This is a genomic window from Achromobacter insuavis, assembly GCF_902859645.1.
Classification (GTDB): Bacteria; Pseudomonadota; Gammaproteobacteria; order Burkholderiales; family Burkholderiaceae_B; genus Achromobacter; species Achromobacter insuavis.
This window is the reverse complement of sequence record NZ_CADIJR010000015.1, coordinates 49,695-72,117: the sequence shown is the minus strand read 5'-3', so window position 1 is coordinate 72,117 and position 22,423 is coordinate 49,695. Positions and strand designations below refer to the sequence as shown.

General features: G+C 67.3%; 23 protein-coding genes, 1 tRNA gene and 1 pseudogene. 12 read left to right on the top strand and 13 right to left on the bottom strand.

What is annotated here, in order from left to right:
- Window positions 1-9: 9 nt before the first annotated feature.
- The gene (locus H0523_RS11035; RefSeq protein WP_054431730.1) at window positions 10-891 is read right to left on the bottom strand and encodes a DMT family transporter; all 882 of its coding nucleotides are present in this window, start codon (window positions 889-891) and stop codon (window positions 10-12) included.
- A 38-nt stretch (window positions 892-929) separates the two neighbouring features.
- Between H0523_RS11035 and H0523_RS11030 the strand changes: the two genes are divergently transcribed.
- On the top strand, window positions 930-1,499 hold the full coding sequence (locus tag H0523_RS11030) for a helix-turn-helix domain-containing protein (RefSeq protein WP_054431593.1): 570 nt from the start codon (window positions 930-932) through the stop codon (window positions 1,497-1,499).
- 32 nt (window positions 1,500-1,531) lie between these two features.
- Here the strand turns inward: H0523_RS11030 and H0523_RS11025 are convergent, their stop codons facing one another.
- The 3 genes from H0523_RS11025 to H0523_RS11015 form a co-directional block, all read right to left on the bottom strand.
- Window positions 1,532-2,320: a deaminated glutathione amidase gene (locus H0523_RS11025; protein WP_054431592.1), complete on the bottom strand. Its 789-nt coding sequence runs from the start codon at window positions 2,318-2,320 to the stop codon at window positions 1,532-1,534.
- Between the two features lie 17 nt (window positions 2,321-2,337).
- Window positions 2,338-3,291: a substrate-binding domain-containing protein gene (locus H0523_RS11020; protein WP_054431591.1), complete on the bottom strand. Its 954-nt coding sequence runs from the start codon at window positions 3,289-3,291 to the stop codon at window positions 2,338-2,340.
- A gap of 63 nt (window positions 3,292-3,354) precedes the next feature.
- A complete protein-coding gene (locus tag H0523_RS11015; protein ID WP_054431590.1) occupies window positions 3,355-4,332 on the bottom strand; it encodes a Bug family tripartite tricarboxylate transporter substrate binding protein in 978 nt (325 codons plus the stop codon).
- A gap of 141 nt (window positions 4,333-4,473) precedes the next feature.
- Here H0523_RS11015 and H0523_RS11010 point away from each other — a divergent pair, with 141 nt between their 5' ends.
- Complete coding sequence (locus tag H0523_RS11010) at window positions 4,474-5,439, top strand: LysR family transcriptional regulator (RefSeq protein ID WP_054431589.1); 966 nt, start codon at window positions 4,474-4,476, stop codon at window positions 5,437-5,439.
- A gap of 156 nt (window positions 5,440-5,595) precedes the next feature.
- Window positions 5,596-6,867, top strand: coding sequence for an MFS transporter (locus H0523_RS11005; protein WP_054431588.1), 1,272 nt, complete (start codon window positions 5,596-5,598; stop codon window positions 6,865-6,867).
- A 19-nt stretch (window positions 6,868-6,886) separates the two neighbouring features.
- Here H0523_RS11005 and H0523_RS11000 read toward each other — a convergent pair whose 3' ends face one another.
- The 3 genes from H0523_RS11000 to H0523_RS10990 form a co-directional block, all read right to left on the bottom strand.
- Window positions 6,887-7,759 (bottom strand): NAD(P)-dependent oxidoreductase, encoded by an 873-nt coding sequence (locus H0523_RS11000; RefSeq protein WP_054431729.1) that lies wholly within the window; start codon window positions 7,757-7,759, stop codon window positions 6,887-6,889.
- Window positions 7,760-7,965: 206 nt separating this feature from the next.
- Window positions 7,966-8,673 (bottom strand): fumarylacetoacetate hydrolase family protein, encoded by a 708-nt coding sequence (locus H0523_RS10995; RefSeq protein WP_156350094.1) that lies wholly within the window; start codon window positions 8,671-8,673, stop codon window positions 7,966-7,968.
- A 142-nt stretch (window positions 8,674-8,815) separates the two neighbouring features.
- Window positions 8,816-9,721 (bottom strand): helix-turn-helix transcriptional regulator, encoded by a 906-nt coding sequence (locus tag H0523_RS10990; protein ID WP_054431587.1) that lies wholly within the window; start codon window positions 9,719-9,721, stop codon window positions 8,816-8,818.
- Between the two features lie 171 nt (window positions 9,722-9,892).
- Between H0523_RS10990 and H0523_RS10985 the strand changes: the two genes are divergently transcribed.
- Window positions 9,893-10,321, top strand: a complete 429-nt coding sequence (locus tag H0523_RS10985) for a PaaI family thioesterase (protein ID WP_054431586.1) — start codon at window positions 9,893-9,895, stop codon at window positions 10,319-10,321.
- A 27-nt stretch (window positions 10,322-10,348) separates the two neighbouring features.
- Here H0523_RS10985 and H0523_RS10980 read toward each other — a convergent pair whose 3' ends face one another.
- Window positions 10,349-11,806 carry a phospholipase D-like domain-containing protein gene (locus H0523_RS10980; protein ID WP_054431585.1) on the bottom strand — a complete coding sequence of 486 codons (1,458 nt, stop codon included), beginning with the start codon at window positions 11,804-11,806 and terminating at the stop codon, window positions 10,349-10,351.
- Window positions 11,807-12,024: 218 nt separating this feature from the next.
- Between H0523_RS10980 and H0523_RS10975 the strand changes: the two genes are divergently transcribed.
- The 3 genes from H0523_RS10975 (at window position 12,025) to H0523_RS10965 (ending at window position 13,179) form a co-directional block, all read left to right on the top strand.
- Window positions 12,025-12,100, top strand: a tRNA-His gene (locus H0523_RS10975).
- 417 nt (window positions 12,101-12,517) lie between these two features.
- Window positions 12,518-12,799: a toxin-antitoxin system TumE family protein gene (locus H0523_RS10970; protein WP_054431584.1), complete on the top strand. Its 282-nt coding sequence runs from the start codon at window positions 12,518-12,520 to the stop codon at window positions 12,797-12,799.
- 2 nt (window positions 12,800-12,801) lie between these two features.
- A complete protein-coding gene (locus H0523_RS10965) occupies window positions 12,802-13,179 on the top strand; it encodes an HVO_A0114 family putative DNA-binding protein (protein ID WP_054431727.1) in 378 nt (125 codons plus the stop codon).
- A 115-nt stretch (window positions 13,180-13,294) separates the two neighbouring features.
- Here the strand turns inward: H0523_RS10965 and H0523_RS10960 are convergent, their stop codons facing one another.
- Window positions 13,295-14,212 (bottom strand): alpha/beta fold hydrolase, encoded by a 918-nt coding sequence (locus tag H0523_RS10960; protein ID WP_369817061.1) that lies wholly within the window; start codon window positions 14,210-14,212, stop codon window positions 13,295-13,297.
- Window positions 14,213-14,357: 145 nt separating this feature from the next.
- On the opposite strand from H0523_RS10960, the gene H0523_RS10955 reads away from it, so the two are divergent.
- Both H0523_RS10955 and H0523_RS10950 read left to right on the top strand, forming a co-directional pair.
- The gene (locus H0523_RS10955; protein ID WP_231689773.1) at window positions 14,358-14,909 is read left to right on the top strand and encodes a CGNR zinc finger domain-containing protein; all 552 of its coding nucleotides are present in this window, start codon (window positions 14,358-14,360) and stop codon (window positions 14,907-14,909) included.
- 119 nt (window positions 14,910-15,028) lie between these two features.
- A complete protein-coding gene (locus tag H0523_RS10950; protein ID WP_054431581.1) occupies window positions 15,029-15,397 on the top strand; it encodes a VOC family protein in 369 nt (122 codons plus the stop codon).
- Between the two features lie 66 nt (window positions 15,398-15,463).
- Here the strand turns inward: H0523_RS10950 and H0523_RS10945 are convergent, their stop codons facing one another.
- A complete protein-coding gene (locus H0523_RS10945) occupies window positions 15,464-15,871 on the bottom strand; it encodes a DUF6157 family protein (protein ID WP_054431580.1) in 408 nt (135 codons plus the stop codon).
- Window positions 15,872-16,171: 300 nt separating this feature from the next.
- Between H0523_RS10945 and nadS the strand changes: the two genes are divergently transcribed.
- Window positions 16,172-16,492 (top strand): NadS family protein, encoded by a 321-nt coding sequence (gene nadS, locus H0523_RS10940; RefSeq protein ID WP_054431726.1) that lies wholly within the window; start codon window positions 16,172-16,174, stop codon window positions 16,490-16,492.
- 34 nt (window positions 16,493-16,526) lie between these two features.
- On the opposite strand, the gene H0523_RS10935 is transcribed toward nadS, so the two are convergent.
- From H0523_RS10935 to H0523_RS10925, 3 genes are all read right to left on the bottom strand, one after another.
- A complete protein-coding gene (locus tag H0523_RS10935; RefSeq protein ID WP_054417714.1) occupies window positions 16,527-17,144 on the bottom strand; it encodes a LysE family transporter in 618 nt (205 codons plus the stop codon).
- Window positions 17,145-17,264: 120 nt separating this feature from the next.
- On the bottom strand, window positions 17,265-18,971 hold the full coding sequence (locus H0523_RS10930) for a flagellin N-terminal helical domain-containing protein (RefSeq protein ID WP_054431579.1): 1,707 nt from the start codon (window positions 18,969-18,971) through the stop codon (window positions 17,265-17,267).
- A gap of 437 nt (window positions 18,972-19,408) precedes the next feature.
- Window positions 19,409-20,116, bottom strand: a complete 708-nt coding sequence (locus tag H0523_RS10925) for a response regulator transcription factor (RefSeq protein WP_054431578.1) — start codon at window positions 20,114-20,116, stop codon at window positions 19,409-19,411.
- Window positions 20,117-20,641: 525 nt separating this feature from the next.
- On the opposite strand from H0523_RS10925, the gene H0523_RS10920 reads away from it, so the two are divergent.
- Both H0523_RS10920 and H0523_RS32450 read left to right on the top strand, forming a co-directional pair.
- Window positions 20,642-21,688: a hypothetical protein gene (locus tag H0523_RS10920; RefSeq protein WP_054431577.1), complete on the top strand. Its 1,047-nt coding sequence runs from the start codon at window positions 20,642-20,644 to the stop codon at window positions 21,686-21,688.
- Window positions 21,645-22,409 (top strand): annotated as a pseudogene (locus H0523_RS32450) (MFS transporter); the annotation flags it as partial. The gene H0523_RS10920 and the pseudogene H0523_RS32450, both read left to right, overlap by 44 nt.
- Window positions 22,410-22,423: the final 14 nt, after the last annotated feature.

The following is a 22,423-nucleotide window of genomic DNA, read 5'->3' as shown; positions in this document are numbered from 1 at the left end:
GCCCGGCGCTCAGGCTTCGCGCGGCCGCGTCTTCGGCTTGCGCTTGAACTTGATCTCGCTGGCCAGCACCCCCGCCACGATCAGCGCCCCGCCCACCAGCGCCAGCCCCGGCAACCGGTCGCCGGCCAGCCGGCCGACGATGCCGCCCCAGACCGGCTCGCCGGCGTAGATCACCGTGGCGCGGGTCGGCGACACCGACTTCTGCGCCCAGTTCATGGTCAGCTGGATCACCGCGCTGGCCAGGCCCAGCCCGATCGCCGCGCCGGCCCACAACCACGAGAAGGCGGGAATCGGCTCACCCAGCACCGGCATCAGCGCGAACGACGCCAGTCCCGCCGTCAGCAGCTGCACCGCGGTGACGTGGCGGCTGTCCACCGACCGCGCGAAATGGCCGATCAGGATGATCTCGGCGGCGATGGCCGCGGCGCCCGCCAGCGTCGCCAGCTCGCCGGGGCTGACATGCAGCGCGCCGGCCTCGGGCCCGGCCAGCAGCACCAGTCCGGTGAACGCCAGCCCCACGCCGACCCAGCTCATCAGGCCGGGCGGGCGCTTGAGCACCGCCCACTGCAACAGCGGCACGATCGGCACGTACAGCGCGGTGATGAAGGCCGACTGGCTGCTGGTGATGGTCTGCAGGCCGTAGGTCTGCAGGTAATAGCCCAGGAACAGGGCGCAGCCGATCGCCACCCCGGCGCCGCCCTCGCGCCGCGTCAGCCCGGCCATGTGCTTGCGGAACAGCAGCATCGACACCAGCCCGGCCACGGTGAACCGGACCCCCACGAAGAACAGCGGTCCGCTATGCTGCATGGCGATATGGATAATGAGGAAAGTGCTTCCCCACAGCATGGTGACCAGCACCAGGGCGATTTCCTGGCGCGACAAGGCAAACATCGATTCGGGTTTCACGGCGGACTTCAGGTGTCACTAATTTGAGCAATATACTGCACATTACCAATTCCGACAGCGATGTCCTCACGCACGTGGGGGCCAATCTGAAACGGCTGCGCAAGCTGGCCGGCCTGAGCCAGTCGGCGCTGGCCGACGCCTCCGGCATCAGCCGCCGCATGATCGCCGGCCTGGAAGCGGGCAACGCCAACATCAGCCTGTCCAGCCTGGACAAGCTGGCGCAGGCGCTGGATGTGGGGTTTGTCGACCTGGTCAGCGATCCGGCGCGCGAACGGCGCCGCATCGAGGCCCGCGCCTGGCGCGGCAAGCGCCCCGGCAGCCAGGCCGTGCTGCTGGGCGCCGCGCCCGCCAGCTGTGAGGCGCAGCTCTGGATCTGGTCGCTGGGGCCGGGCGAAACCTACGTGGCCGAGCCCGACCCGGAAGGCTGGCACGAGATGATCTACGTCATCGAGGGCACGCTGCTGCTGGAGCTGTCGGGCGTGACACAGCCGGTGCAGGCCAACGACTTCGCCATCTACAGCAGCGCGCAGCCGTATTCCTATCGCAACGACGCCGACACGCCGCTGCGCTTCGTGCGCAATGTGTTGAGATAGCGCATTGCCGCGGTGGCGGCGCGGCGGGCGGGTTACGCCAGCTCCGGCCGCGCGAAACGGCGGTTCTTCAGCACCGGCAGCACGTCGCGCGCATGCGCGATGCGCGCCGGATCCAGGTCGGCGAACACCAGCGCCTCCTGCTCGCCGGCCTGCGCGATCGCCACGCCCAGCGGGTCCACCACCAGGCTGGCGCCGATGTTGCGCGGGCCGCATTCACCCACCGCCGCCACATAGCAGGTGTTCTCCAGCGCCCGCGCCGTGCTCAGCACCGACCAGTGCGCTTCCTTGAGCGGCCCCTTGACCCAGGCCGACGGCACCACCAGCACGTCGGCGCCATCCAGCGCCAGGCGGCGCGCCAGCTCGGGAAAGCGCAGGTCGTAGCAGGTCATCATGCCGACCCGCATGCCGGCCACCGGCACCAGCGGCGGCACTTCGTCGCCCGGCACCACGTTGACCGACTCCTGCATCGAGAACGCGTCGTACAGGTGCAGCTTGCGGTACTGCGCCACGATCTCGCCGCGGCGCAGCGCCACCTGCGTGTTCCAGACGCGCTCGCCCGCCGCGGGCGTGTGCACGGTCATGATGACCGTCAGGTCGAGCCCGCGCGACAGCGCCTGCAATTGCGACAGGAACGGGCCGTCCAGCGGCTGGGCGGCGCGCCGCACCAGGTCGGGGTCGGCGATGTCGCGCGCCAGGATGCCCTCGGGCAGCACCAGCAGGTCGGCGCCGGCCTCGGCGGCGCGGCGCATCAGGTCCAGGCAGACGCGGGCGTTGTCTTCCCAGACCGGGCGGACGGCGAATTGGCCCATGGCGATTTTCATGATGGTTTCCTCGGTGTTCAGTGCGCGTGCGGAAACAGCTCGGCCGGCGTCATGACGCGGTCGGCCAGTTGCTGGGCGTGCAGCTCGGCGGCGAAGTCGCCGATCATCTTCAGGTTCGGTTCCAGGCCGTTGCGGTTCCAGGCCTCGGGCAGGTCGCGCGAGGTCTGGATCAGTTCGTCCAGGATCCACGGCGTGGTGTCGGCATACTTGCGGCGCTTGTCCAGCCACAGCGCGGCCGACGCATCCAGCGCCTCGCTCAGCGCCTGCGCCGCCCACGGATGGGCCGCCGCCAGCGCCGGCTTCATGCCCAGCAGGTGGATGCCGGGCACGTAGCCGACCTGGCGGAAGTAGTCCACCTCGCTGTCGCGGCAGGTGGGCAGCAGCTGGCGCAGGTCCGATCCGGCGTCGAAGAAGCCGTCTGGCATGAAGGGCGTGAACACCGCCTCCAGTTCGCCGGCGCGCAGCAGGTCCACCAGCGGGCGCTCGTCGGCCACCTCCTCGATCACGCCGGGCCGGCCGAAGCCGCCCAGCCGGTCGGTGATCGGGTGCGCGCCGGTCAGGCGTCCCACCTTCCACACCGCGTCGTCCATGCCGATGCCCTCGCGCCGCAAGAGCGCGCGGGTCCAGGTATTGCCGGAATCCTGCCAGCCGGTCATGCCGATGCGGGCGCCGGCCAGCTGGTCCAGCCGCGTGATGCCGCTGTCGCGCGCGGTGATGATGCAGCGGTGGCGAAAGCCGCGCATCAGGAAGTGCGGCACGCCGACGATGTCGTCGCGGCCCCGGGCGCGGCCCAGGCAGTAGCGGCTCATCGACATTTCACCGGCGTCGAAGCGCGGGTCGCTGGCCAGGTCGTCGGGCAGCGTGCCGACCCGGTGGATCTCCAGGTCGAGGCCGCGGGCGGTCACATCGCCCAGGGCGAGCGGGACGATGTAGTCCCAGTCGCGCACGGCGAGTCGGATCTTGATGCTCATGGAAGATGTCCTCGCGGCCGGACGGCCGCGTTGGGGGAAGGGAAGGGGATGGCCGGTCCGCGCCTAGTCCAGGCGGATGCCGCGCGCCTTGACGACGTCGCGCCAGAAGTCCTGCATGCCGACCTGCATCTTGAGCAGGTCATCGCCGTACAGGTCCAGGATGTCGTTGCCCGAACCCAGGATGAATTCGCGCAGCGCCGGCGTCTTGAGCGCCTGGCGCAGCGCCTCGCGCAGTTTCTCCAGCACCGCGGGCGGCGTGGCGGCCGGCGCGTACAGCGCGGTCCAGCCGTACAGCGTCAGGCTGGGATAGCCCAGCTCGGCCACCGTGGGCACATCGGGCGCGTCGGCCACGCGCTTGTCGCTGGTGGCGGCGATGGCCACGGTCTTGCCGGCCTTCACGTAGGGCAGCGCCGAGGACGGCGTGTCGAACAGGATGTCGATGGTGCCGCCGATCAGGTCCGACTCGGCGGCGGCCGGGCCTTTGTACGGAATGTGCGACAGCTCGATGCCGGCCAGCTGGCTCAGCAGCTCGCCCAGCAGGTGCGGATTGGTGCCGGGGCCGGCGCTGCCGTAGGTCAGCTTGCCCGGTTCGGCCTTGGCGCGCGCGATCAGGTCCTGCACGCTGCGGATGCCCGAGGCCTTGCTGGCCACCAGCACGAACGGCGAGCGCGAGATCACGCCGATGGGCGCGAAGTCCTTGTTCTCGTCATACGGCAGCTTGCGGCTCAGCACGATCGGCAGCATCACCATGGCGCTGGAGGCGCCGGCCAGCAGCGTATAGCCGTCCGGCGCCGCCTTGGCCACGGCGTCCACGCCGATGGCGCCGCCCGCGCCCGAGCGGTTCTCGACCACGAAGGACTGCCCCAGCTGCTCGCCCATCGTCTTGCTGACGGCGCGCGCCAGCACGTCGGACGACGCGCCCGGCAGCGTGTGCACGATGACCTTGATGGGTTTGGACGGATAGGCGTCCTGGGCCTGGGCCGGGCCGGCCAGGGCCAGGCCGAGCGTGGCGGCGGCGGCCAGGCGGTGGATTGCGTTCATGGATTTTCCCCTTGCTGTTCTGGGCCGGGCGCCAGCGTCGGGCGCCATCGGCAAGGCCATTGTCGGCAGGCGGGCTAATATGCGTCAATGTCGAAATTCGGCGTGATACTTGCATAACGCACAACTGTTTGGAGGCCCGCCATGAACTTCATGGCCCTGGAGGCGCTGCGCGCCTTCGTCGAAGGCGGCAGCATCGCCGAAGCGTCCTTGCGCATCCATCGCAGCCCGTCGCAGGTCAGCCGGCTGCTGGCCATGCTGGAGGAAGAGGCCGGCTTTCCGCTGCTGCTCAAGGAAGGCCGGCGGCTGTCCCTGACCGAGCAGGGCCAGGGCTTCTATCAGCGCATCGACGAGATGTTGCGGGCCGGCGACGCGGTGCGCGAATACGCCCGCGGCGCGCGCAGGAAGAGCCGCACCCACGTCAACGTGCTGGTGGCGCAGCACCTGATCGAGGGCCTGCTGGTCGACGCCGTGGCCGGCGCCGTGCAAGAGGACAATGCCTTCGGCGTCACCATCAACGCGCGCATGCCGCCCAACGTCGATGCCTGGATCAGCCAGCAGCAGTTCGACCTGGCGTTGGCGCAGCTGCCGGTCGAGCATCCGCTGCTGACCACCGAGATCCTGGCCGAATCGCGCGCCGTCGCCGTCCTCAGCGGCGCCGATCCGCGCGCCGCGCAGGCCGTCATCACGCCGCGGATCCTGGGCCAGGGCCGCTTCATCGGTCTGCCGCAGCGCGGCGCCCTGCATCACCGCTATGCGCGCGCCTTCGCCCAGGCCGGCTACGAGCCGGATGCCCAGTTCGATGTCTCGTTCGGCTTCATCGCCTGCCAACTGGCGGTGCGCGGCTGCGGCGCGGCCCTGAGCGACCCGCTGTCGGCCCTGTCGCAGATCCACCTGGGCGCGCAGATCCGCCGCTTCGAACCGGAAACGCCGCTGCAATATGGCCTGATCTACCCCAAGGCGCGCCCGCCGTCGCCGGCCGCGCAACTGCTGATCCGGCACCTGCGCGCCGTCGCGGCCGACAAGCTGCGCCAGGTCGAGGCGCTGGTCGCCGCCGCGCCGGCGGATGGCGCGCCCAAGCCGCGACGCCGTCAGCCGCGCGGCGCCTGACCGCTCACCGGACAGGATTTCGCTGCCTCCGCGCCGCCCGCATATAGCCGGGAGTAATATGGCGCGTCTGGCGGCCGGCTTCCGTCTTCTCGCATCCCTCGCGGTGTCCGTACTGAAGCGCCCCAGCGCGACAAGAAGACACAAGGAGAGAGGCAAGTGGAGAAGCAAGAATCGGCCGGCTGGTATTTCGGCTGGAACATCGTCGGCGCCGCAACGGTGCTGACGCTGCTCACGGTGGGCCTGCGCATGGGCATCGGCCCGTTTTTCCTGCCCATGGCGGACGGCCTGGGTTTTTCGCGCAGCCTGCTGTCGGGCATCGTCGCGGCCGGCATGCTGTGCTACGGCCTGGCGATGCCGCTGGCCGGCTATCTGGTCAGCACCCGCGGCACCCGCTTTGTGCTGCTGACCGGCGCCGCCATCGTGGTGGCCTCGTCCATCTGGACCGTCTTCGCGCGCGGTCCCATCGAATTCCTGCTGGCCTTCGGCGTGGCGTTGTCGGTCGGCCTGGCCTTCACCAGCCCGGTGGCGCTGACCCCGGTGATCAGCCGCTGGTTCACGCGCCAGCGCGGCATGGCGCTGTTCTTCCTGTCCACCGGCTCGATGGCCGGCATCGCCCTGATGACGCCCACGCTCACCTTCACTATCAGCGCCGTCGGCTGGCGCGAGACGCTGCTGGCCTTCGCCGCCCTGTTCGCCCTGCTGACCGTGCCGGTGGCCTTGTTCGTGATGCGCGACCAGGCGCCCGAGCACACCGACCTGCTGCCGCACCAGATCGTCGAGAAAAAATCCGCCTCGCGGCCCGCCGCCAAGGGCCCCGAGCCGCGCGTCAAGGACGCCGTGCGCACGCTGCCGTTCTGGCAGGTGGCGCTGGGCCTGTTCGCCTGTGGCTTCAGCATGAACCTGCTGGGCACGCATGGCATGCCCATGCTGATGGACCATGGCTTTGACGCCACCACCAGCTCGCTGGGCATCGGCCTGATCGGCCTGGTGGCGATCTTCAGCACGCTGGTGCTGGGCCGCATGTCGGACCAGGTCGAGCGGCGCAACATCCTGGCCGTCATCTACCTGGTGCGCGGGCTGGGGTTCTTCGCGCTGGTGATGGTCGGCGCGCATTGGGAGCTGTACGCGGCAGCCACCATCGGCGGCATCGTCTGGGCCGGCAGCATCGCGCTGTCCTCGGCCATCCTGGCCGACGTCTACGGCGTGCGCCTGGTGGGCGTGCTGTACGGCCTGACCTACCTGGGTCACCAGATCGGCGGCATGATCAGTTCATGGCTGGGCGGCTGGGCCTTCGAGGCCTTCCATACCCATTGGGTGGCGTTCGGCGCGGCCGGCGCCTTGCTGCTGCTGGCCGCGGCCATTTCCCTGCAACTGCCGCGGCGCGGCGCCTTGCGCGCCGTGCCGGCGATGGCGGCGGGCGGGCGTTGAACCCGCGCCGCCATCACGCTCAGCGGTCCTTCAGCAGCGAGACCAGCTCGGGCACGTAGCGTTCGCCGCCGCCCTGGCTGACCGCCTGGTCATAGGTGTGCAGCACGGCGGCGCCGATCTCGCGCACCGCGCCGGTCTCGGCGGCCATCGTGTTGTAGTAGGACAGGTCCTTTTGCGCGTTCGACATGAAGAAGCGCAGCGACGACGGATCCTGTTCCAGCAGGTAGGGCTTGAGGCGCTCCAGCGCCACGCCGCCGCCGCCGCCCTTGGTCAGCACCTCGGCGAACACCGCCGGATCGATGTCGGCGCGCAGCGCGCAAGCGGCCGCTTCCGACAGCAGCGCGATCGCGCCCAGCGACACGTAGTTGTGCAGCAGCTTCATGCGGTGGCCCGCGCCCACCGGGCCGGCGTGCGCGATGTTCTCGGCAAAGCACGCCAGGATCGGCCGGCATTCCTCGAACAGCGCGGCGTCGCCGCCCACCAGCAGGTTCAGGCGGCCCTCGGCGGCTTCCTTCGGCGTGCGCGTCATGGGGGCGTCGAGGAAACGGCCGCCCTTCTCGGTGACGGCCTCGGCCACCTTGACGGTGGAGGAGGGGATCGCCGTCGAGCAGTCGATGATCACCGTGCCCGGGCGCAGGCCTTCCAGCACGCCGGCCGGCGACAGCAGCACCGCCTCGACCTGCGGACTGCCCGTGACGCACAGGATGATCACGTCCGACTGCGCCGCCAGCGTCGCGCCGTCGGCGCAGCTGGTGGCGCCCGCCGCCTTCAGGGCGTCCAGCGGCTGGTTGCCCGGATGTTCCAGCACCGTCAGCGTGTGACCGTGCTTGACCAGATTGCTTGCGATGCCATGGCCCATCAGGCCGATGCCCACCATACCGATTTTTGCCATCTTCCACTGCTCCTGCCACACGGGCTGTTTGTTATGGCATAAATCTTACTCTCAGATCCGCGAGGATCCGGCCGCCGCACCGTCGTGGGGCGCGGCGCCGCGGCCATTGTCGGACGGCCTTGCCGCGCCTCGCCGCATGCCGGGCGGCGAGGCGCCAAGACCAGGCTGGCGCCGGGGAGGGCGGCAGGGCCAGCCTGTGCCGCGCATCACACGATGCGGATGCTCAGTTCGGGCAGGCCGTCCACGTGCGCCACGATCACATCGCCGCGCACCACCGGGCCGACGTTTTCCGGCGTGCCCGAATAGATCAGATCGCCCGGGAACAGCTCGAACGCCTGCGACAGCCGCGAGATCTGCTCGGCCACCGACCAGATCATGTGCGACAGCGTGGCCTGCTGCTTGCGTTCGCCGTTGACCGCCAGCCAGATGTCGCCTTCCTTGTAGTGGCCGGTCTGGGCCACCGGATGGATCGGGCCGATCGGCGCCGCGTGGTCGAAGCTCTTGCCGATCTCCCACGGCTTCTTCTGGTCGCCCATGCCGCGCTGCAGGTCGCGCCGCGTCATGTCCAGGCCCAGCGCGTAGCCGTAGACGCAGTCCAGCGCCTTGTCCAGAGGAAGGTCGCGGCCGCCCTTGGACAGCGCCGCCACCAGCTCCACCTCGTAGTGGTAGTTCTGGGTCAGCGGCGGGTACGGATGGTCGGTCACCGTGCCCGGCGGCACCACCTGGATCGCGTCCGTCGGCTTCTGGAAGAAGAACGGCGGCTCGCGGCTCGGGTCCGATCCCATCTCGATGGCGTGGGCCGCGTAGTTGCGTCCGATGCAATAGATGCGGCGCACCGGAAAGCGCAGGTCGCTGCCGGCGATCGGCACGGTGGTCTGGGCCACGGTAAACGGGGTCTGGACGGCTTGGGTCATCGCGGGTCTCCTGAAGGTTGCGAGGGTTGCCGCCAGCTTAGGTCGGCCCCGCCCGCCCCGCCTGGAGACGATTACGCAATCCGTGGACGATTCCGCGCATTTCGCCGCGCGTCCTGTGGCGACCTTGGCCCCGCCTCGTCCCTCAACGCGCCTCGGCCTCGCCGCCGCGCAGGCGCTCGCGGTAGCCGGTCGGACTGACCCCTTCCAGCTGGCGGAAGCGGCGCGAGAAATACGCCTCGTCGGCGAACCCCGCCGCATGCGCCACCTGCGCCACCGTGCGCGCCGTATGCGCCAGCAGGTCGCGCGCCAGCGCCATGCGGCGCTCGGCCACCAGCTCGGTGAAGGTCTTGCCGGTTTCCTTCTTCAGCAGGTGCGCCAGGTAATTGGGCGACAGGAACGCCGCCGCCGCCGCGTCGTTCAGCGTCAGGTTCTCGGCCAGGTGCGCGCCGATGTGCGCCAGCACCCGCCGCACGCTCTCGCGCCGGCTGCTGCCCGCATGGTGCCGCGCCAGATGCAGCAGGTCGGTCTCGTAGCGCCCGCAGGCCAGCCCGATCAGCTGCAGCAGCAGGCCGCGTATGGTCGTGGACGAACCGAACCCGCGGCGCCGGTTCTCGTCCATCAGGCGCGCGATCAGCGCCTCGGCCTCGGCCAGCCCGTCCGCGTCCAGCGCGAAATCCAGATACTCCTGGAACAGGAACGGCGCCAGCGCCGGCGCCTGCGTCATCGGCACGTCCTCCAGGTCCAGCGGATCCACCGCCAGCTCCGGCCACAGGAAACGCTGCGCGAAATTGATGATGATGTAGCGCGCGCCCGGCGGATGCGGCACCAGGTGCACCCGGTACGGCAGCACGAAACTCATCCCGCCGCGCGGAAACGGCCGCGTGGTGCCGCTGATGGTCTGGCGCGTGTCGCCCTCCAGGTTCACCTGGATCTGGAAATACTCGTGCCGGTGCGGCTGTTCCAGCGGCTCGCGCACCTGTTGCGCGCGGATATCGAAATCGAAATAATCCGCGCGCTCGGCCATGCCGTAGGTCTTGATGCGGTTCATGCGGGCGGTGAAGAAACGGGCAATTGCATGGGCAGACTGTAGCGCCGGCGCGACGCCGGCGCCAGTTGCGCCAGATATTGTCCGCTCACCGGTCGCCCCGCGCCGGCGCTGGCGCGCGCGCGGCGGTTTGCGCTACCGTGGGGCATTGCGCAGCGCACCTTCCCCCTCGCCATGACAGACACCATTCCCGCCGGCTTCGCGCCCTGGCTTCCCAGCAGCCAATTCATGCGCCACCTGGCGGACCTGGGCGGCTTCTACCGGCGCGACGCCGACGACGTGCTGGCCATGCGCATCGGCCCGGCCCACGGCAACATGCACGGCATGGCCCATGGCGGCCTGCTCGCCACCCTGGCCGACAGCGCCCTCGGCTTCGTCATCGCCCACCAGTGCCAGGCCTCGGTCGTCACCGCGCAGATGTCGGTCGAATACCTCAACGCCGTCATGCCCGGCGACTGGCTCGAAGCCCACGTCACCATCGACAAGCGCGGCAAGCGCCTGATCTACGCCACCTGCCACCTGAAAGTGGACGAACGCCTGGTGCTCAAGGCCAGCGCCGTCTTCGCCGTGCGCCAGGCGGCGGTGCCGACCTCGGACGGCTGAACGGCCGGCCCTGTGCCTGGCATCGGCCTACAGATACGGCGTCGCCAGCCAGATCACCTTGTTGCGAAGCCGCTTGGCGAACGGCGCCTGCAGCAGCTCCTCCAGCGTCTGGCGGCGCGCCCCGGCCACCTGCGCGTCGATCCGGGCGCCCACCCAGCGCGCCACGTCCACGTCGTAGATCTCGGTATCCAGCTCGAAATTGAGCCGCAGGCTGCGCGGATCCAGGTTCGACGATCCCACATAGGCCCAGCCGTCGTCCACCGTCATCAGCTTCGAGTGGTCGAACGCCCCTTGCGAGCGCCACACCCGGCAGCCCGTGCGCACCACCTGGTCCAGCTGCGCCGTCATGGCATAGTCGACCAGCCGCAGGTTGTTCTTGCCCGGAATCACGATATCCACCACCACCCCGCGCCGCGCCGCCGTCGCCAGCGCGCCGATCAGCGGCTGGTCCGGCAGGAAGTAGGGCGACTGGATCCGCACATGCCGCTGCGCCACCGCCAGCGCGCCCAGCAGGATGCTGTGCGCGCTGCCCAGGGCGCGGTCCGGCCCCGACGGCACGCAGCGCATCGGCACCGCCCCATGCGGCGGCTGCGCCTGCGGATCGAACCACGGCTGCGCCGGCAGCGACTCATGCGTCGTGAAATTCCAATCGTGCGCGAACACCGACATCAGCTGCGTCACGATCGGTCCTTCCACCCGGAAATGCGTATCGACATTGGTCGCCGGGCCCGACAGCGCCGTCACGAACGCCGCCCGCACGTTCATCCCGCCGGTGAACCCGACGCGCCCGTCCACCACCAGCACCTTGCGGTGGCTGCGCAGGTTGGCGTACGGCATGCGCAGCACCCCCAGCGGATTGGTCATGAAGCGCGCCACCGGCACCCCGCCGCGCGCCAGCATCCGCACGATCGGCGGCCGCGAATACTTGGCCCCGATCGCGTCGATCAGCACCCGCACCTGCACCCCGCGCCCGTGCGCCTCGATCAGCGCCTGCGCCATCTCGCGCCCGATCGCGTCGTTGTCGAAGATATAGCTCTGCATCGCCACCGCGTGCCGCGCCTCGCGGATCGCCTGCAGCATCGCCGGATAGGTCTCGTCGCCGCCGGCCAGCGGCCGCACCGCGTTGCCGCCCAGCAGCCGGAAGCGGCTGACCCGGTCGCCCAGCACCTTCAGCGACGCGAACTGCGGCCCCGAGATCGGCGCCACGTCCACGCTCGGCGTCTCCACCAGCGCCGCATCCACCAGCATCGCCTCGTCGCGCTGCTGCGACAGCCGCGTCTTGCGGATCCGGTTGATCCCCGCCACGAAATAGGCCAGCGCCCCGAACAACGGCGAAAACAGCGCCAGCCCCACCCAGCCGATGGCCGACCGCACATCCTGCTTGGTCATGGCCGCATGCACCGCCGCGCCCGCGCCCGCCACCACGCTGATGGTGAACACCATGTGGGGCCAGTAATCAATCAGTAGTTGGTGTATGCGATCCATGGCAACGGCGCGGCGCGGGCCTCCAGAGAATGATCCGAGCGCCAAGGATAGCAAGGCCGGCGCGGGTGGCAAGTCCGGCCGGGGCGGGCTGCCGGGAGGGCGGATCGCTGGCTGGGGGCGGACTGTTTTACACAGCCCGAAAAATCGTGCTATAGTTCGGCCTCTTCGCGGTTGGGCACGAAACAACGGGCCCGGCGGCAAAGAGAAACACCCCAGTGGTGGCTGTAGCTCAGTTGGTAGAGTCCTGGATTGTGATTCCAGTTGTCGTGGGTTCGAGTCCCATCAGCCACCCCAAAGAATTCGCTGGAAACGGCATGGAAAAGGCACTTACGCGAAAGCGGAGTGCCTTTTTTCATTGCGCGAAGGGCCTGCACCGCAGGCGCCTACCAGTCCAATCCCGTGGTCAAGCCAAACTCTGTTGATGCTGGCAAGACACGCAGCGTGTCACCGAGAGCTAGCCGGTGGATACGAACCCGGCCAATAGTCGGCGATTCAGAAACAAGCAGGATAAAAGTCTCAGGAGGCCGGGGCTCCCCGACCTCCTGAGGCGTGAATGCATCCGCTTTTGCGCGTCTTGTGCTGACACAGCAGCTCGGATCCCTCATTGTCGCAACGCCCGCCAATTCTTGCGGGACGGGGCCTGGCTCAGTACTTCATTTAGAGTGTTGTCAATCTTGACAACACTCGTTCTTTGTTGGCAAGATTGACAACATGAACGCTACTCTGATTCTCAGCGAGAAAAGCGTCGATGCCGAAGGCGGCATTATGCAAATTGTTATCTGGAAGGTGCCACAGCCAGTTCCGCCGACCTCACACGGGTTCAAGTACCGGTTGGTGTATGCCCGTGGAGGGCAGCGGATCGTTGGTTTCGATAACGAGCGCGGTAAGGGCGACCACATGCACCAGGGAGACGAAGAGTTTCCCTACGAATTTCGCGGTGTGGCGCAATTGCTGGAGGACTTCGTCGCTGAGGTCACGAAATGGAGGACCTGAACATGAAGCGAACTCTGACTATCACTATCAATCAGGATTGGCGTGCCTTTCTGACCAGCGCCAGCAAGCGGGCCGTCGCCGGGGCGCAGTCCGGCGGGTATCAGGGGGAAAGGCTGAATTTCGAATCCGCAGCGGCATTCTTCGGGCAGTTGACGGAGCTGAGGTGGAACATGGTGCGGGAGATGTTGGGCGCAGGTCGAGTCGGCGTGCGCGAGCTGGCCCGCCGCCTGGGCCGGGATGTGAGGCGCGTTCACCAGGATGCGCGCGCTCTCGTCGATCTTGGGCTTCTGGAGCAAGACGTGGAGGGCGGGTTGATATGCCCATTCGCTGATATCCACATCGATATGCATCTCACTGAAGACATGCGCAAAGCTGCGTAGCAGGCTGAGGAACCTCGCCAAAGAAAAACCGCCCGCATGGGCGGTTTGTCTTACACAGGACGAATCCTTCGGGTGGAGTTATCCGTAGTGCACGCGCGTATGCGCGATCTCATTATCACTTCACATTCCGATCCAGAAACTCCCGGATCACCCCCCCGATCTCCACCCCATGCGTCTCCAGCGCCAGGTGCCCCGTGTCATAGAGCCGTACGTCCGCGCCCGGAATATCCCGCTTCCACGCCTCGGCGCCGGCCGGCAGGAAGAACGGATCGTTCTTGCCCCAGACCGCCAGTAGCGGTGGCTGGTGCTCGCGAAAATACGCCTGGAACGCCGGATACTTTGCCACGTTCGACGCATAGTCCAGCAGCAGGTCGAGCTGCACCTCGGCGTTGCCCGGCCGGGACACCAGATAGCTCTCAAGCGCGATCGCATCCGGCGCCACCAGGCTCTTGTCCGGCACGCCTTCCAGGTACTGCCATTCGATCGACGCCGGCGTCGGGAAGTCGCGCAGCGCCTCGCGATTGGCCTGTGACGGCTCCTTCCAATAGCGCTGGATCGGCGCCCAGCCCTGTCCCAGTCCTTCCTCGTACGCATTGCCGTTCTGCGAAATGATCGCGGTGATGCGGTCGGGATGCGCCAGCGCCAGGCGCCAGCCCACCGGCGCGCCGTAGTCGAAGACCTGGATGGCGTAGCGGTCCAGCTTCAGCTGCTGGGTGAACTGGTCGATGGTCCTGGCCAACTGGTCGAACGTGTAGGCGTACTTGCCGCGGGCGGGCGCTTCGGTGAAGCCGAAGCCCGGCAGGTCGGGCGCGACGACGTGGTACTTGTCCGCCAGCATCGGAATCAGGTTGCGATACATGAACGACGACGCGGCATAGCCGTGCAGCAGCAGCACCGTCGGCGCATCGGGCGCGCCCGCCTCGCGGTAGAACACCTTCACGTCGCCCACCTGTTCGAAGCGGTGGTGGACCTGGAGGTCGGCCGCCTGGGCGCCGCCGGCCAGCACCAGCGCCGCCAGCCCGGCCGCGCCCATCAATGTCTTCGTAACCATGACAAATCTCCTTGTAACCGATAAATTGGATTTAAAAGGTTACTCATAGCTTGGGTAACTGGTCAATTAATTTTTTATCGGTTACATTGGGCGAATGCTGGAAACCGCCAAAACCCCAAAAGCCCCGATGTTCGTCGGGGACGACCTCGCGCTCGATTTCATCAACAGTGAATTCGGCGTCGGGGCGGCGCATCACGACTGTTTCGCCGACGACGAGGCCGTGCTGGCCTGGTTGAAGCTGGCCGGCGCGTTGCCCGAGGACGTCGGCGCGGCGCCCAAGGGGCTGCGGGCGCTGGCCCTGCGGCTGCGCGACAACGCCAGGTCGCTGGTGCATGCCGCCAAGCACGAGGGCGCGTCGGATGCCAGCGTCGTCAACCAGGTGCTGCTGGCTGGCCGTGCGTCCAAGGAACTGCGGTGGGACGACGCCAGCGCGTCGTTCAAGGTGATCAGGCAGCGCCGCCACGACGACGCGGCCAGCTTTCTCGAACCCATCGCCCAGGCCGTCGTCCGTCTGCTGACCGATACGCAGCTGGAACTCGTGCGGCAATGCGAGGCGCACGACTGCACGCTGATGTTCCACGACAAGACCAAGTCGCACCGGCGCCGCTGGTGCAGCATGGCCGTGTGCGGCAACCGCATGAAGGTGGCGGCGTTCCGCTCGCGCAAGAAGGGGGAATGATCCCTGCGGGGATCTCGCGTGTCCGTCGCGCAAGGCGTGGACCGACTCGCATGCCCGAAATCAGTTGGCCCGAACGCCTATGACGGTACGTGCCGGTGGCGACGGCAGCGGAGAAGAATATGTTTGATCACATCGGTTTTGGTGTCAGCGACATGGATCGGAGCCGCGAGTTTTTTCTCAAGGCGTTTGCGCCTCTCGGCGTGGGTCTTGCCATGGAAGGGCCGGGAAGCATCGGCCTGGGCAGGCAGGGCAAGCCGTCGCTGTGGTTGTATGCGCAGTCCCGCGTCAGCGCGCCCTTGCATATCGCCATTGCCGCCGATTCCCGGGAACAGGTGGACCTGTTCCACGCCGCGGCGCTGGCGGCAGGCGGAAAAGACAACGGTCCGCCGGGACTGCGTCCTCACTATCATTCCAATTACTATGCGGCTTTCGTGATCGGGCCGGATGGGCACAACGTCGAAGCCGTCTGTCATCGGCCGGCGGATTGAAGCCGTCGTCGGGCCGCGATCCGGTGGCCTTCACCGTCTGGTACTGCAAGCACAGGCATCTCTGCGTCAGGAAACGGCGGCCCGCTTGCTGCGCATGCCGGGCACGATCTTGAGATCGGCGCGCGCGCTGAGGTCGCGGTAGGCCTGGGTGTCGACGCCATAGGCCGCGACCTTCGACTCGGCGTCGTGATGCAGGCCCCAGCCGAACTGCTTGACCAGCGGCGAGGCGCGCAGGCACGCCTGCGACTTGGCGAAGAACGCCTCGCGCGCCGGCTTTCTGTCCTTGGCCGCGATACCGTGGCGGATGGCGTGCACCTCGAACAGCAGGTCGTCACTGGTGTAGTGATACGGCTGCCGCGTCAGCAGATCGTGCTGGATCTGCGCGATCGAACCCGCCTTGGTCGGCGTGGTCCCCACCGTGGCGGTGCTGTCGGGAGAGACCGTGATGAAGGCTTCCGTGTAGTTGGTCGTCATGGTGCGAGCGCCGGTGCGGGGGGGAGGGTGGGGCCGGCGCGTACGCCTGCGGGTATCGGGTTGCCGCGGTTGCCGCCCGGCCGTGTGAGTCGTCGCGACTGAGCGTGTCCCAGCATAGCCGTTCAAGCGGACGCGGCGCCAGCCTATTGGGTCATCGCCGCCGTCAGGCTTTCCATTGACGTGTGGCGGGTCGCCGGGTGACAAGGAAAGCGTCCCAAGGTTGTGTGCTTGCTGCACACGGATGGTCTTCTGAGAGAGAGAATCCAGAATGTGAGGATGTCCCGGGACGAAATGATCTGCATGCCCAAGAAAGCCAAACCAAAGACTACGGAACCATCCACGTTCGATCTCTTGAGCGAAGGCCTGGACCAGGTGCGAGCGATCCGCAAGGGCCAACTGACGCCCGGACGGGTCACGAAGCTGGGGCCCATCAATGTGCGGGCCATTCGCGAGCGTGTCCAGATGTCCCAGGCCGAATTCGCCGCGGCCATCCATGTCAGCACTCGCACGCTGCAGAATTGGGAGCAGCGGCATCGCAATCCCACCGGGCCTGCCATTGCACTGCTCAAGATCGTGGAACGCGCGCCCGAAGTCGCCGTGAAAGTGCTGCAATCCGCATGACCGCATGCCAGGTTGCCGGCCGTATCGGCTTGGCCTACCGGATCGCTGCCAGCTTCACCGCGAACCCCAGCAGGAACACCCCCGCCAGCCGCTCCAGCAGGTTCGCCACGCGCGGATTGGCGCGCATGCGTTCGGCCAGGTGGTGCGTCAGCAGCACCGCCGCCAGGCCGTAGAGAAACGTCAGCGCCGCCACCGTGACCGCCATGAAGGCGAAGGTCACCAGCCCCTGGTGCCGGACCGGATCGATGAATAGCGGGAAGAATGCCATGTAGAACATGATCGCCTTGGGGTTCAGCAAGGTGATCATCGCGGTCTGGCGCAGGTAATGGCCATTGTCCATGCGACTCGGGCGCGGCGCGGCGCCGGGCTTGCTGCGCATCATTTGCAGGCCCAGCCAGGCGAGATACGCGGCGCCGGCCCACTGCACGATATGGAACGCGGTGGGGTAGGCGGCCAGCAGGGCCGAGACGCCCGCCACGGCCAGCCACATCAGCACCTGGTCGCCCAGGATCACGCCGCAGGTCGCCGCCAGGCCCGCCTTGATGCCGCCCTTGCCGGTGGCGGTCAGCAGGGCGAAATTGCCCGGGCCGGGGATGATCAGCAGCATGATGAAGGCGAGGACGAATGCGCCATAGTCGGTGACACCGAGCATGGAAGGACTCCCGAAAAGGAAGTCCGCATTGTAGATCCGCTCGACCGATAGAAAAGGCCGGCCCCCGCCCGCCGCGATGCGCGACGGACGGGGGCCGGCCGGGCGGGGCCGCTTATGCGATCAACGCAGCAGCGACAGCACCGTCTGCGGCACCTGGTTGGCTTGCGCCAGGACCGACGTGCCGGCCTGTTGCAGGATCTGGGCCTTCGACATGTTCGACACTTCCGTGGCGTAGTCAGCGTCCTGGATGCGCGAGCGGGCGTTGGCCAGGTTGTTGATCACGTTGTTCAGGTTGGCGATGGTCGATTCCAGGCGGTTCTGCACGGCGCCCAGTTCACCGGTCATCTTGTCCAGCTTGGTGAAGGCGGCGTCCAGCGCCTTCATGGGATCGGCGGTCAGCGTGCCCTTGCTGGTGGTATCGGTGGTCAGCTTGCCCGACGCGCTGACGTAGGCGAGCGAACCCGTCTTGGGGGCGTAGTCGCCCGTGCCGGTGCCGCCCGTCACGGTGGCTTGGCCCGAGGTGGGGTCGACGTGGTAGTTCGTCTGGAAGTTCGCGGTGGTCGTGAATGCGCCCTTGTCATCGACGTAGGTGTTGGTCGACGTGCCGCTGGTGAAGCTTACGGTGGCGGAGGCGATGCCCGAGCCCAGCGTGACGGTTACGTCGTTGGCCGTGGCGTTGGCCTTGGCCTTGGCCAGCAATGCATCGGACGAGGAGGTGCTGATGAACGTGACATGGGCCGCGGCGGAGGCGGCGCCCCCCATGTTCTGGTACGTCTTGCCGCCGATGGACAGCGACGAGTTACCGGCGGCGGCGGTGTTGTTCGACACGGCCGTCATCACCGTGTCGAGCGTGGCCGCCGTGCCGCTGGCGCTGTTGGTGGTCATGTTGCCGCCGGCGTCGAGGTATGCCGCCGAGCCATTGACCTTGATGGCGCCCGTGGCGTCGACTTCGAAGGTGGTCGACGCGGTGCCGTTGGCATGGACGTAGGTGCCGGTGGCGGTGCCGGTGGGCGGGCGCAGCGAGTTGGCCAGGGCCGTGACGGAAGCTGCGTCGGAGGCCGACTTGTCGACGAACGAGAAGTTGTTGTTGGCGGCGTCGTAGGTGTACGTGGTGGCGGACGACGGCACGACGGCGCCAAGCGTGACCTTGTTGCCGTTTTCCAGCTTGCCGAATACCTGGTCCGCAGTGGCCGAGGCGTGGTTGGTCTGCACGACCCAGTCGTTGCCCGTTTGGGTACCGTTGGCCGCGGTCAGGTCGGTCACCGTGGCCGTGCGGTTCTGGGTCACGCCCGAGCCGTTGACGTTGAAGCCGTCCAGGCCCAGCGTCTTGATGCTGATTTCCGACAGGTTCAGGCTGATGGTTTCGCCGTCGTTGGCGCCGACCTGCAGCGTCAGGGGCTCTGCCTTGGCCGACAGCACCTTCACGCCGTTGAAGTCGGTCTGTTCCGAGATGCGGTCGATGTCCGACAGGCGTTGGTTGATTTCGTCCTGCATCGAATTGCGCTGCTCTTGCGAGTAGCTGCTGTTGCCGGCCTGCACCGCCAGCTCGCGCACACGCTGCAGGTGGGTGTTGATCTCGGCCGCGGCGCCTTCGGTGGTCTGCGCCAGCGAGATGCCGTCGTTGGCGTTGCGCGCCGCCTGCGTCAGGCCCTTGACGTTGGCGGTGAAGCGGTTGGCGATGGCCATGCCGGCCGCGTCGTCCTTGGCGCTGTTGATGCGCAGGCCCGAGGACAGGCGCTCGATCGCGGTGCCGAGCGCCGACTGCGATTTGTTGAGGTTGTTCTGCGCGACCAGCGACAGATAGTTGGTATTGATGACTGCGGCCATGTGTTAGCTCCTAGCAGAGAAAGGCTTGATCGCACCGGGCAGGGAGCTGCCCGATTGCCAACGTGATGAACTGAGAATCAGCGTTCAGGTTCGTCCGTTGCCAGGACTACGACATGGCGAAAATGATCTTTAGATGATTGCCGGGCAAACGGCAGTCTTATGATTTTTTATGAGATTTGATGCGGAAATCGCGGGCTGAAGACGCATGCTTGCCGTCGCAAAAGAAGAAGGCCCCACACGCGGATAAGCGGGTGGGGCCTTCGGCCTTGTCTCTCTTGGGGAAAGTTGCAAGACACCTGCAGTGTAGGCGTTTCGCGTTGCTGAAAACTCATAAATACTCGACGGCGCAACAATCGCGAGCCGCCAGGGTCCTATCGTTGTCGGCGTTGTCGGCGTTGTCGGCGTTGTCGGCGTTGTCGAACAAGGCGGCGCGTCGATCAGGAATGCGTGGCGATGCGGATCGTGCTTTCGCGCATCACCAGCAAGGACCCTTCGGAATAGATATTGCGGATCTGCATGGGCGCGTCGCGCAGGGTCGCGAGTTTCTTGCGGACCCGATAGAGCAGCGCGTCGATGCGGTGCTGGTCGTAGATGACTTCCGGGTAGCCGAGATTCTGCGACATGCGCTTGTGGCTGATGGGAAATTTCGGACTCTGGATCAGTGACGCCAGGATGATGGATTCCTTGGCGGTCAGTTCCAGTTGTTCGCCGTCCGATGAACGCAGCTGGCGCGACTGCACGTTCAGGGTCCAGTTGCGGCGTGTGTCGACGCCGGGCATCGCGGTCACGAGCCGGCGCTCGAGCGCGCAGACGGTGGCGGCCAGCAGCGCGAGCTGGATCGGCTTGATCAGGTAATGGTCGGCGCCGTCGCTCAGGCTTTGCAGCTGCGCAGGCATGCGCACGTTGTCGGTCAGCACGATGATGCCCATGGCGGGAAACGTGCGGCGCAGCGAGGCGATGTGGTCGAGCATGTCGCCGTCAGGCAGCGATGCCGCCGTCACCAGGATGCCGGGCGCGTCCTGCCTGATGTGGGCCAGCGCGTCCTGCAGGGTGCCACAGGCCTGCACCGTGCGCCCGAGGCCGGCGATGTGGTTCGACACGCTTTCGGCCCATTCCGGCTGATCTTCAACGACAAGAACGCGCATACCTGCACTGGTCATCCCTGGCCACGGATTGCGTCGACCGCGGGGAGGACAGGCCTGGGCGCTTCCCGCGGCGCATCGCGGAAACGATGCCAATCCGATTCTAGATTTGCTCGTGTCGGAAAACGCGCTCTCTGGTCTTACTGTTAGTCTGATATTTGCGAGGCGTCCCTCGCAATGAGATCGGTGCGAGGCAGAGCACCAGGATCAGAAAGCCGACCTGGGACAGATAGAACGGCGCGGACCATTGATCATGCGCGGCGGCCTCAACAGGAAACAATCGCAACAATAATTGTCATCGGGCGGCCGGTCCGGCCGGCCCGCGGATGCTCGATCCTGACCCGCCATGCTGCCCCCGGGCCGCGCCATTGCAGGTGTTGCGCCGTCCGTGGCGCGCGACGGACGGCCCAGGCCGCCAGACGGACAACGCGGCCTTATGTTTCAGGCGAGCACGCGGCCATTGCCATTCCGCCGCCAGCCAGTAGCATGCGCGCTCAGAACGATTCTGCCTCATTTAAGGACCGATCCATGACCTTGCCGCGCCCGCGCCTTGCCTTGTCCCTCCTGACGCTTACGCTGGCGCTGTCGGGGTGCGTGAACATGCCGTCCTCGAACGGATACGGCACCCGCGACGATCCGCGCTACGGGCAACTGCTGGACCTGATCAACGAGGCGCTCAAATCGGACATGGCCGTGGTGCTGGTGGCCGACCTGATGCCGCACGCGACGCTGAAAGACGCCTTGACCATGACGCAGTGGACTCCGACCGTGATCTGGATGCACGAGAAGGCGCCGCAGGTGACCTTCAGCCGCAAGTTCCAGACCAATGCGCTCAAGCGCGACCCGAAGGAAACCTACCTGTTCCAGGCGTTCGAGGTGCATATCCTGCCGCCCGGCAAATACCTGCTGACCGGCGGCGACGACTACAAGCTGAATGCGCTGCTCGATCAGGTCGGGGCCAAGCGCGGGCCGGAGGGATCGGGCCGCGGCGCCAACGGCACCGCCTATCTTTCGCCGGAACTCTATCGCGAGTTCTACAGGCAGGAGGCGTGGCGCGACGCCACCACCCACAGCGAGACCAAGACGCGCCAGGTCTGCACGGCCGTGCACGTGGCTTCGGGCGCCTGCGTGAGCTGGGGCGAGCAGCAATACACCGAGACCTCGGCGGGGATGCCGGCGGGCTACTACGAGGAAACCGATTCGCGCGATATTCCCGCCATCAAGGTGCAGGCGCGCATCCCGCCCAAGCAGGCGCTGGCCAGCTTCACGCTGCAGGGCGGTCAACTGGTGCTGAGCCAGCGCATGCACCTGAAGACGCCCAGCTACAAGTTCCGCCAGTCGGCCTGCCGCGCGGTCGACCCCAAGATGATCGAGTGCCCGCTGGAGGACCTGACCGTCTACACCCGCCCGGCGCCGATGGAGTTCGCGCAGAAGTACCTGGCGCAGCGGACCCTGAGCGCCGAGCACCAGGCGCTGCTGGCCAAGCTGCAGCCCATGCAGATCACGCCGCTGGGCAAGCAGGGCATGGAAGATCCGATCTGGGGCGTGCCGCTGTCGATGGACAAGGGGCGCTAGGCCGGCGCGCGGCGGGAAGGCGGGCGCCGCCTTCCTGACGACCGCCGCCTATGCCTACGTCGTGGAATATGCGCAGGAACAGGCGCGCGGCCTCATCGGCACGCTGATGCTGGTGACGGGCCTGGCGGGCAGCGTGTTCCTGCCGGTCACGGCGTTTCTCGATCACCTGATCGGCTGGCGCGATGCGCTGCTCGTGTACGCCGCCGTCATGGCGCTGGCCGTGGGCCCGCTGCTCTGGTTCGGCCTGCCCGCGACCGAAGCGACGGCGGCAGTGGCCGCGCGGCGCGGCGCCGGCTCCCATGGCAGGATCTTCGTGCTGCTGGTGGCCGCGATTGCCTTGAACAGCTTCGTCACGTTCGGCATCCAGGCCGTGGGCGTGCCGCTGCTGCAGGCCATGGGCATGGACCTGGCGCGCGCCGTCGCGGTCGCGTCGCTGCTGGGCGTTTTCAAGGTCGGCGGGCGCGTGCTCGACCTGCTGGGCGGAGGACGCTGGGACGGGCTGTCCACCGGCATCGCCGCGGGCGCGGTGATCCCGCTGGGGCTGGTCGCCATCTGGATCGGCGGCGCCGGCCTGCTGCCGGTCGTCGGCTACCTGTTGCTGTTCGGGGTCGGCAGCGGCGCCTTCGCGGTGGCGCGGGCCACCATGCCGCTGGTGTTCTTCGACAAGGCCGGCTATGCGGCGGCGATGGCCGCCATCGCCTTGCCGATGAACCTGATCAACGCCCTGGCGCCGCC

Coding starts and splice junctions, on each gene's coding strand:
- H0523_RS11035 (WP_054431730.1), bottom strand. CDS start 891: ATGTTTGCCTTGTCGCGCCAGGAAATCGCCCTGGTGCTGGTCACCATG.
- H0523_RS11025 (WP_054431592.1), bottom strand. CDS start 2,320: ATGAAAATCGCCATGGGCCAATTCGCCGTCCGCCCGGTCTGGGAAGAC.
- H0523_RS11020 (WP_054431591.1), bottom strand. CDS start 3,291: ATGAGCATCAAGATCCGACTCGCCGTGCGCGACTGGGACTACATCGTC.
- H0523_RS11015 (WP_054431590.1), bottom strand. CDS start 4,332: ATGAACGCAATCCACCGCCTGGCCGCCGCCGCCACGCTCGGCCTGGCC.
- H0523_RS11010 (WP_054431589.1), top strand. CDS start 4,474: ATGAACTTCATGGCCCTGGAGGCGCTGCGCGCCTTCGTCGAAGGCGGC.
- H0523_RS11000 (WP_054431729.1), bottom strand. CDS start 7,759: ATGGCAAAAATCGGTATGGTGGGCATCGGCCTGATGGGCCATGGCATC.
- H0523_RS10995 (WP_156350094.1), bottom strand. CDS start 8,673: ATGACCCAAGCCGTCCAGACCCCGTTTACCGTGGCCCAGACCACCGTG.
- H0523_RS10990 (WP_054431587.1), bottom strand. CDS start 9,721: ATGAACCGCATCAAGACCTACGGCATGGCCGAGCGCGCGGATTATTTC.
- H0523_RS10985 (WP_054431586.1), top strand. CDS start 9,893: ATGACAGACACCATTCCCGCCGGCTTCGCGCCCTGGCTTCCCAGCAGC.
- H0523_RS10980 (WP_054431585.1), bottom strand. CDS start 11,806: ATGGATCGCATACACCAACTACTGATTGATTACTGGCCCCACATGGTG.
- H0523_RS10970 (WP_054431584.1), top strand. CDS start 12,518: ATGAACGCTACTCTGATTCTCAGCGAGAAAAGCGTCGATGCCGAAGGC.
- H0523_RS10965 (WP_054431727.1), top strand. CDS start 12,802: ATGAAGCGAACTCTGACTATCACTATCAATCAGGATTGGCGTGCCTTT.
- H0523_RS10960 (WP_369817061.1), bottom strand. CDS start 14,212: ATGGGCGCGGCCGGGCTGGCGGCGCTGGTGCTGGCCGGCGGCGCCCAG.
- H0523_RS10955 (WP_231689773.1), top strand. CDS start 14,358: ATGTTCGTCGGGGACGACCTCGCGCTCGATTTCATCAACAGTGAATTC.
- H0523_RS10950 (WP_054431581.1), top strand. CDS start 15,029: ATGTTTGATCACATCGGTTTTGGTGTCAGCGACATGGATCGGAGCCGC.
- H0523_RS10945 (WP_054431580.1), bottom strand. CDS start 15,871: ATGACGACCAACTACACGGAAGCCTTCATCACGGTCTCTCCCGACAGC.
- nadS (WP_054431726.1), top strand. CDS start 16,172: ATGCCCAAGAAAGCCAAACCAAAGACTACGGAACCATCCACGTTCGAT.
- H0523_RS10935 (WP_054417714.1), bottom strand. CDS start 17,144: ATGCTCGGTGTCACCGACTATGGCGCATTCGTCCTCGCCTTCATCATG.
- H0523_RS10930 (WP_054431579.1), bottom strand. CDS start 18,971: ATGGCCGCAGTCATCAATACCAACTATCTGTCGCTGGTCGCGCAGAAC.
- H0523_RS10925 (WP_054431578.1), bottom strand. CDS start 20,116: ATGCGCGTTCTTGTCGTTGAAGATCAGCCGGAATGGGCCGAAAGCGTG.
- H0523_RS10920 (WP_054431577.1), top strand. CDS start 20,642: ATGACCTTGCCGCGCCCGCGCCTTGCCTTGTCCCTCCTGACGCTTACG.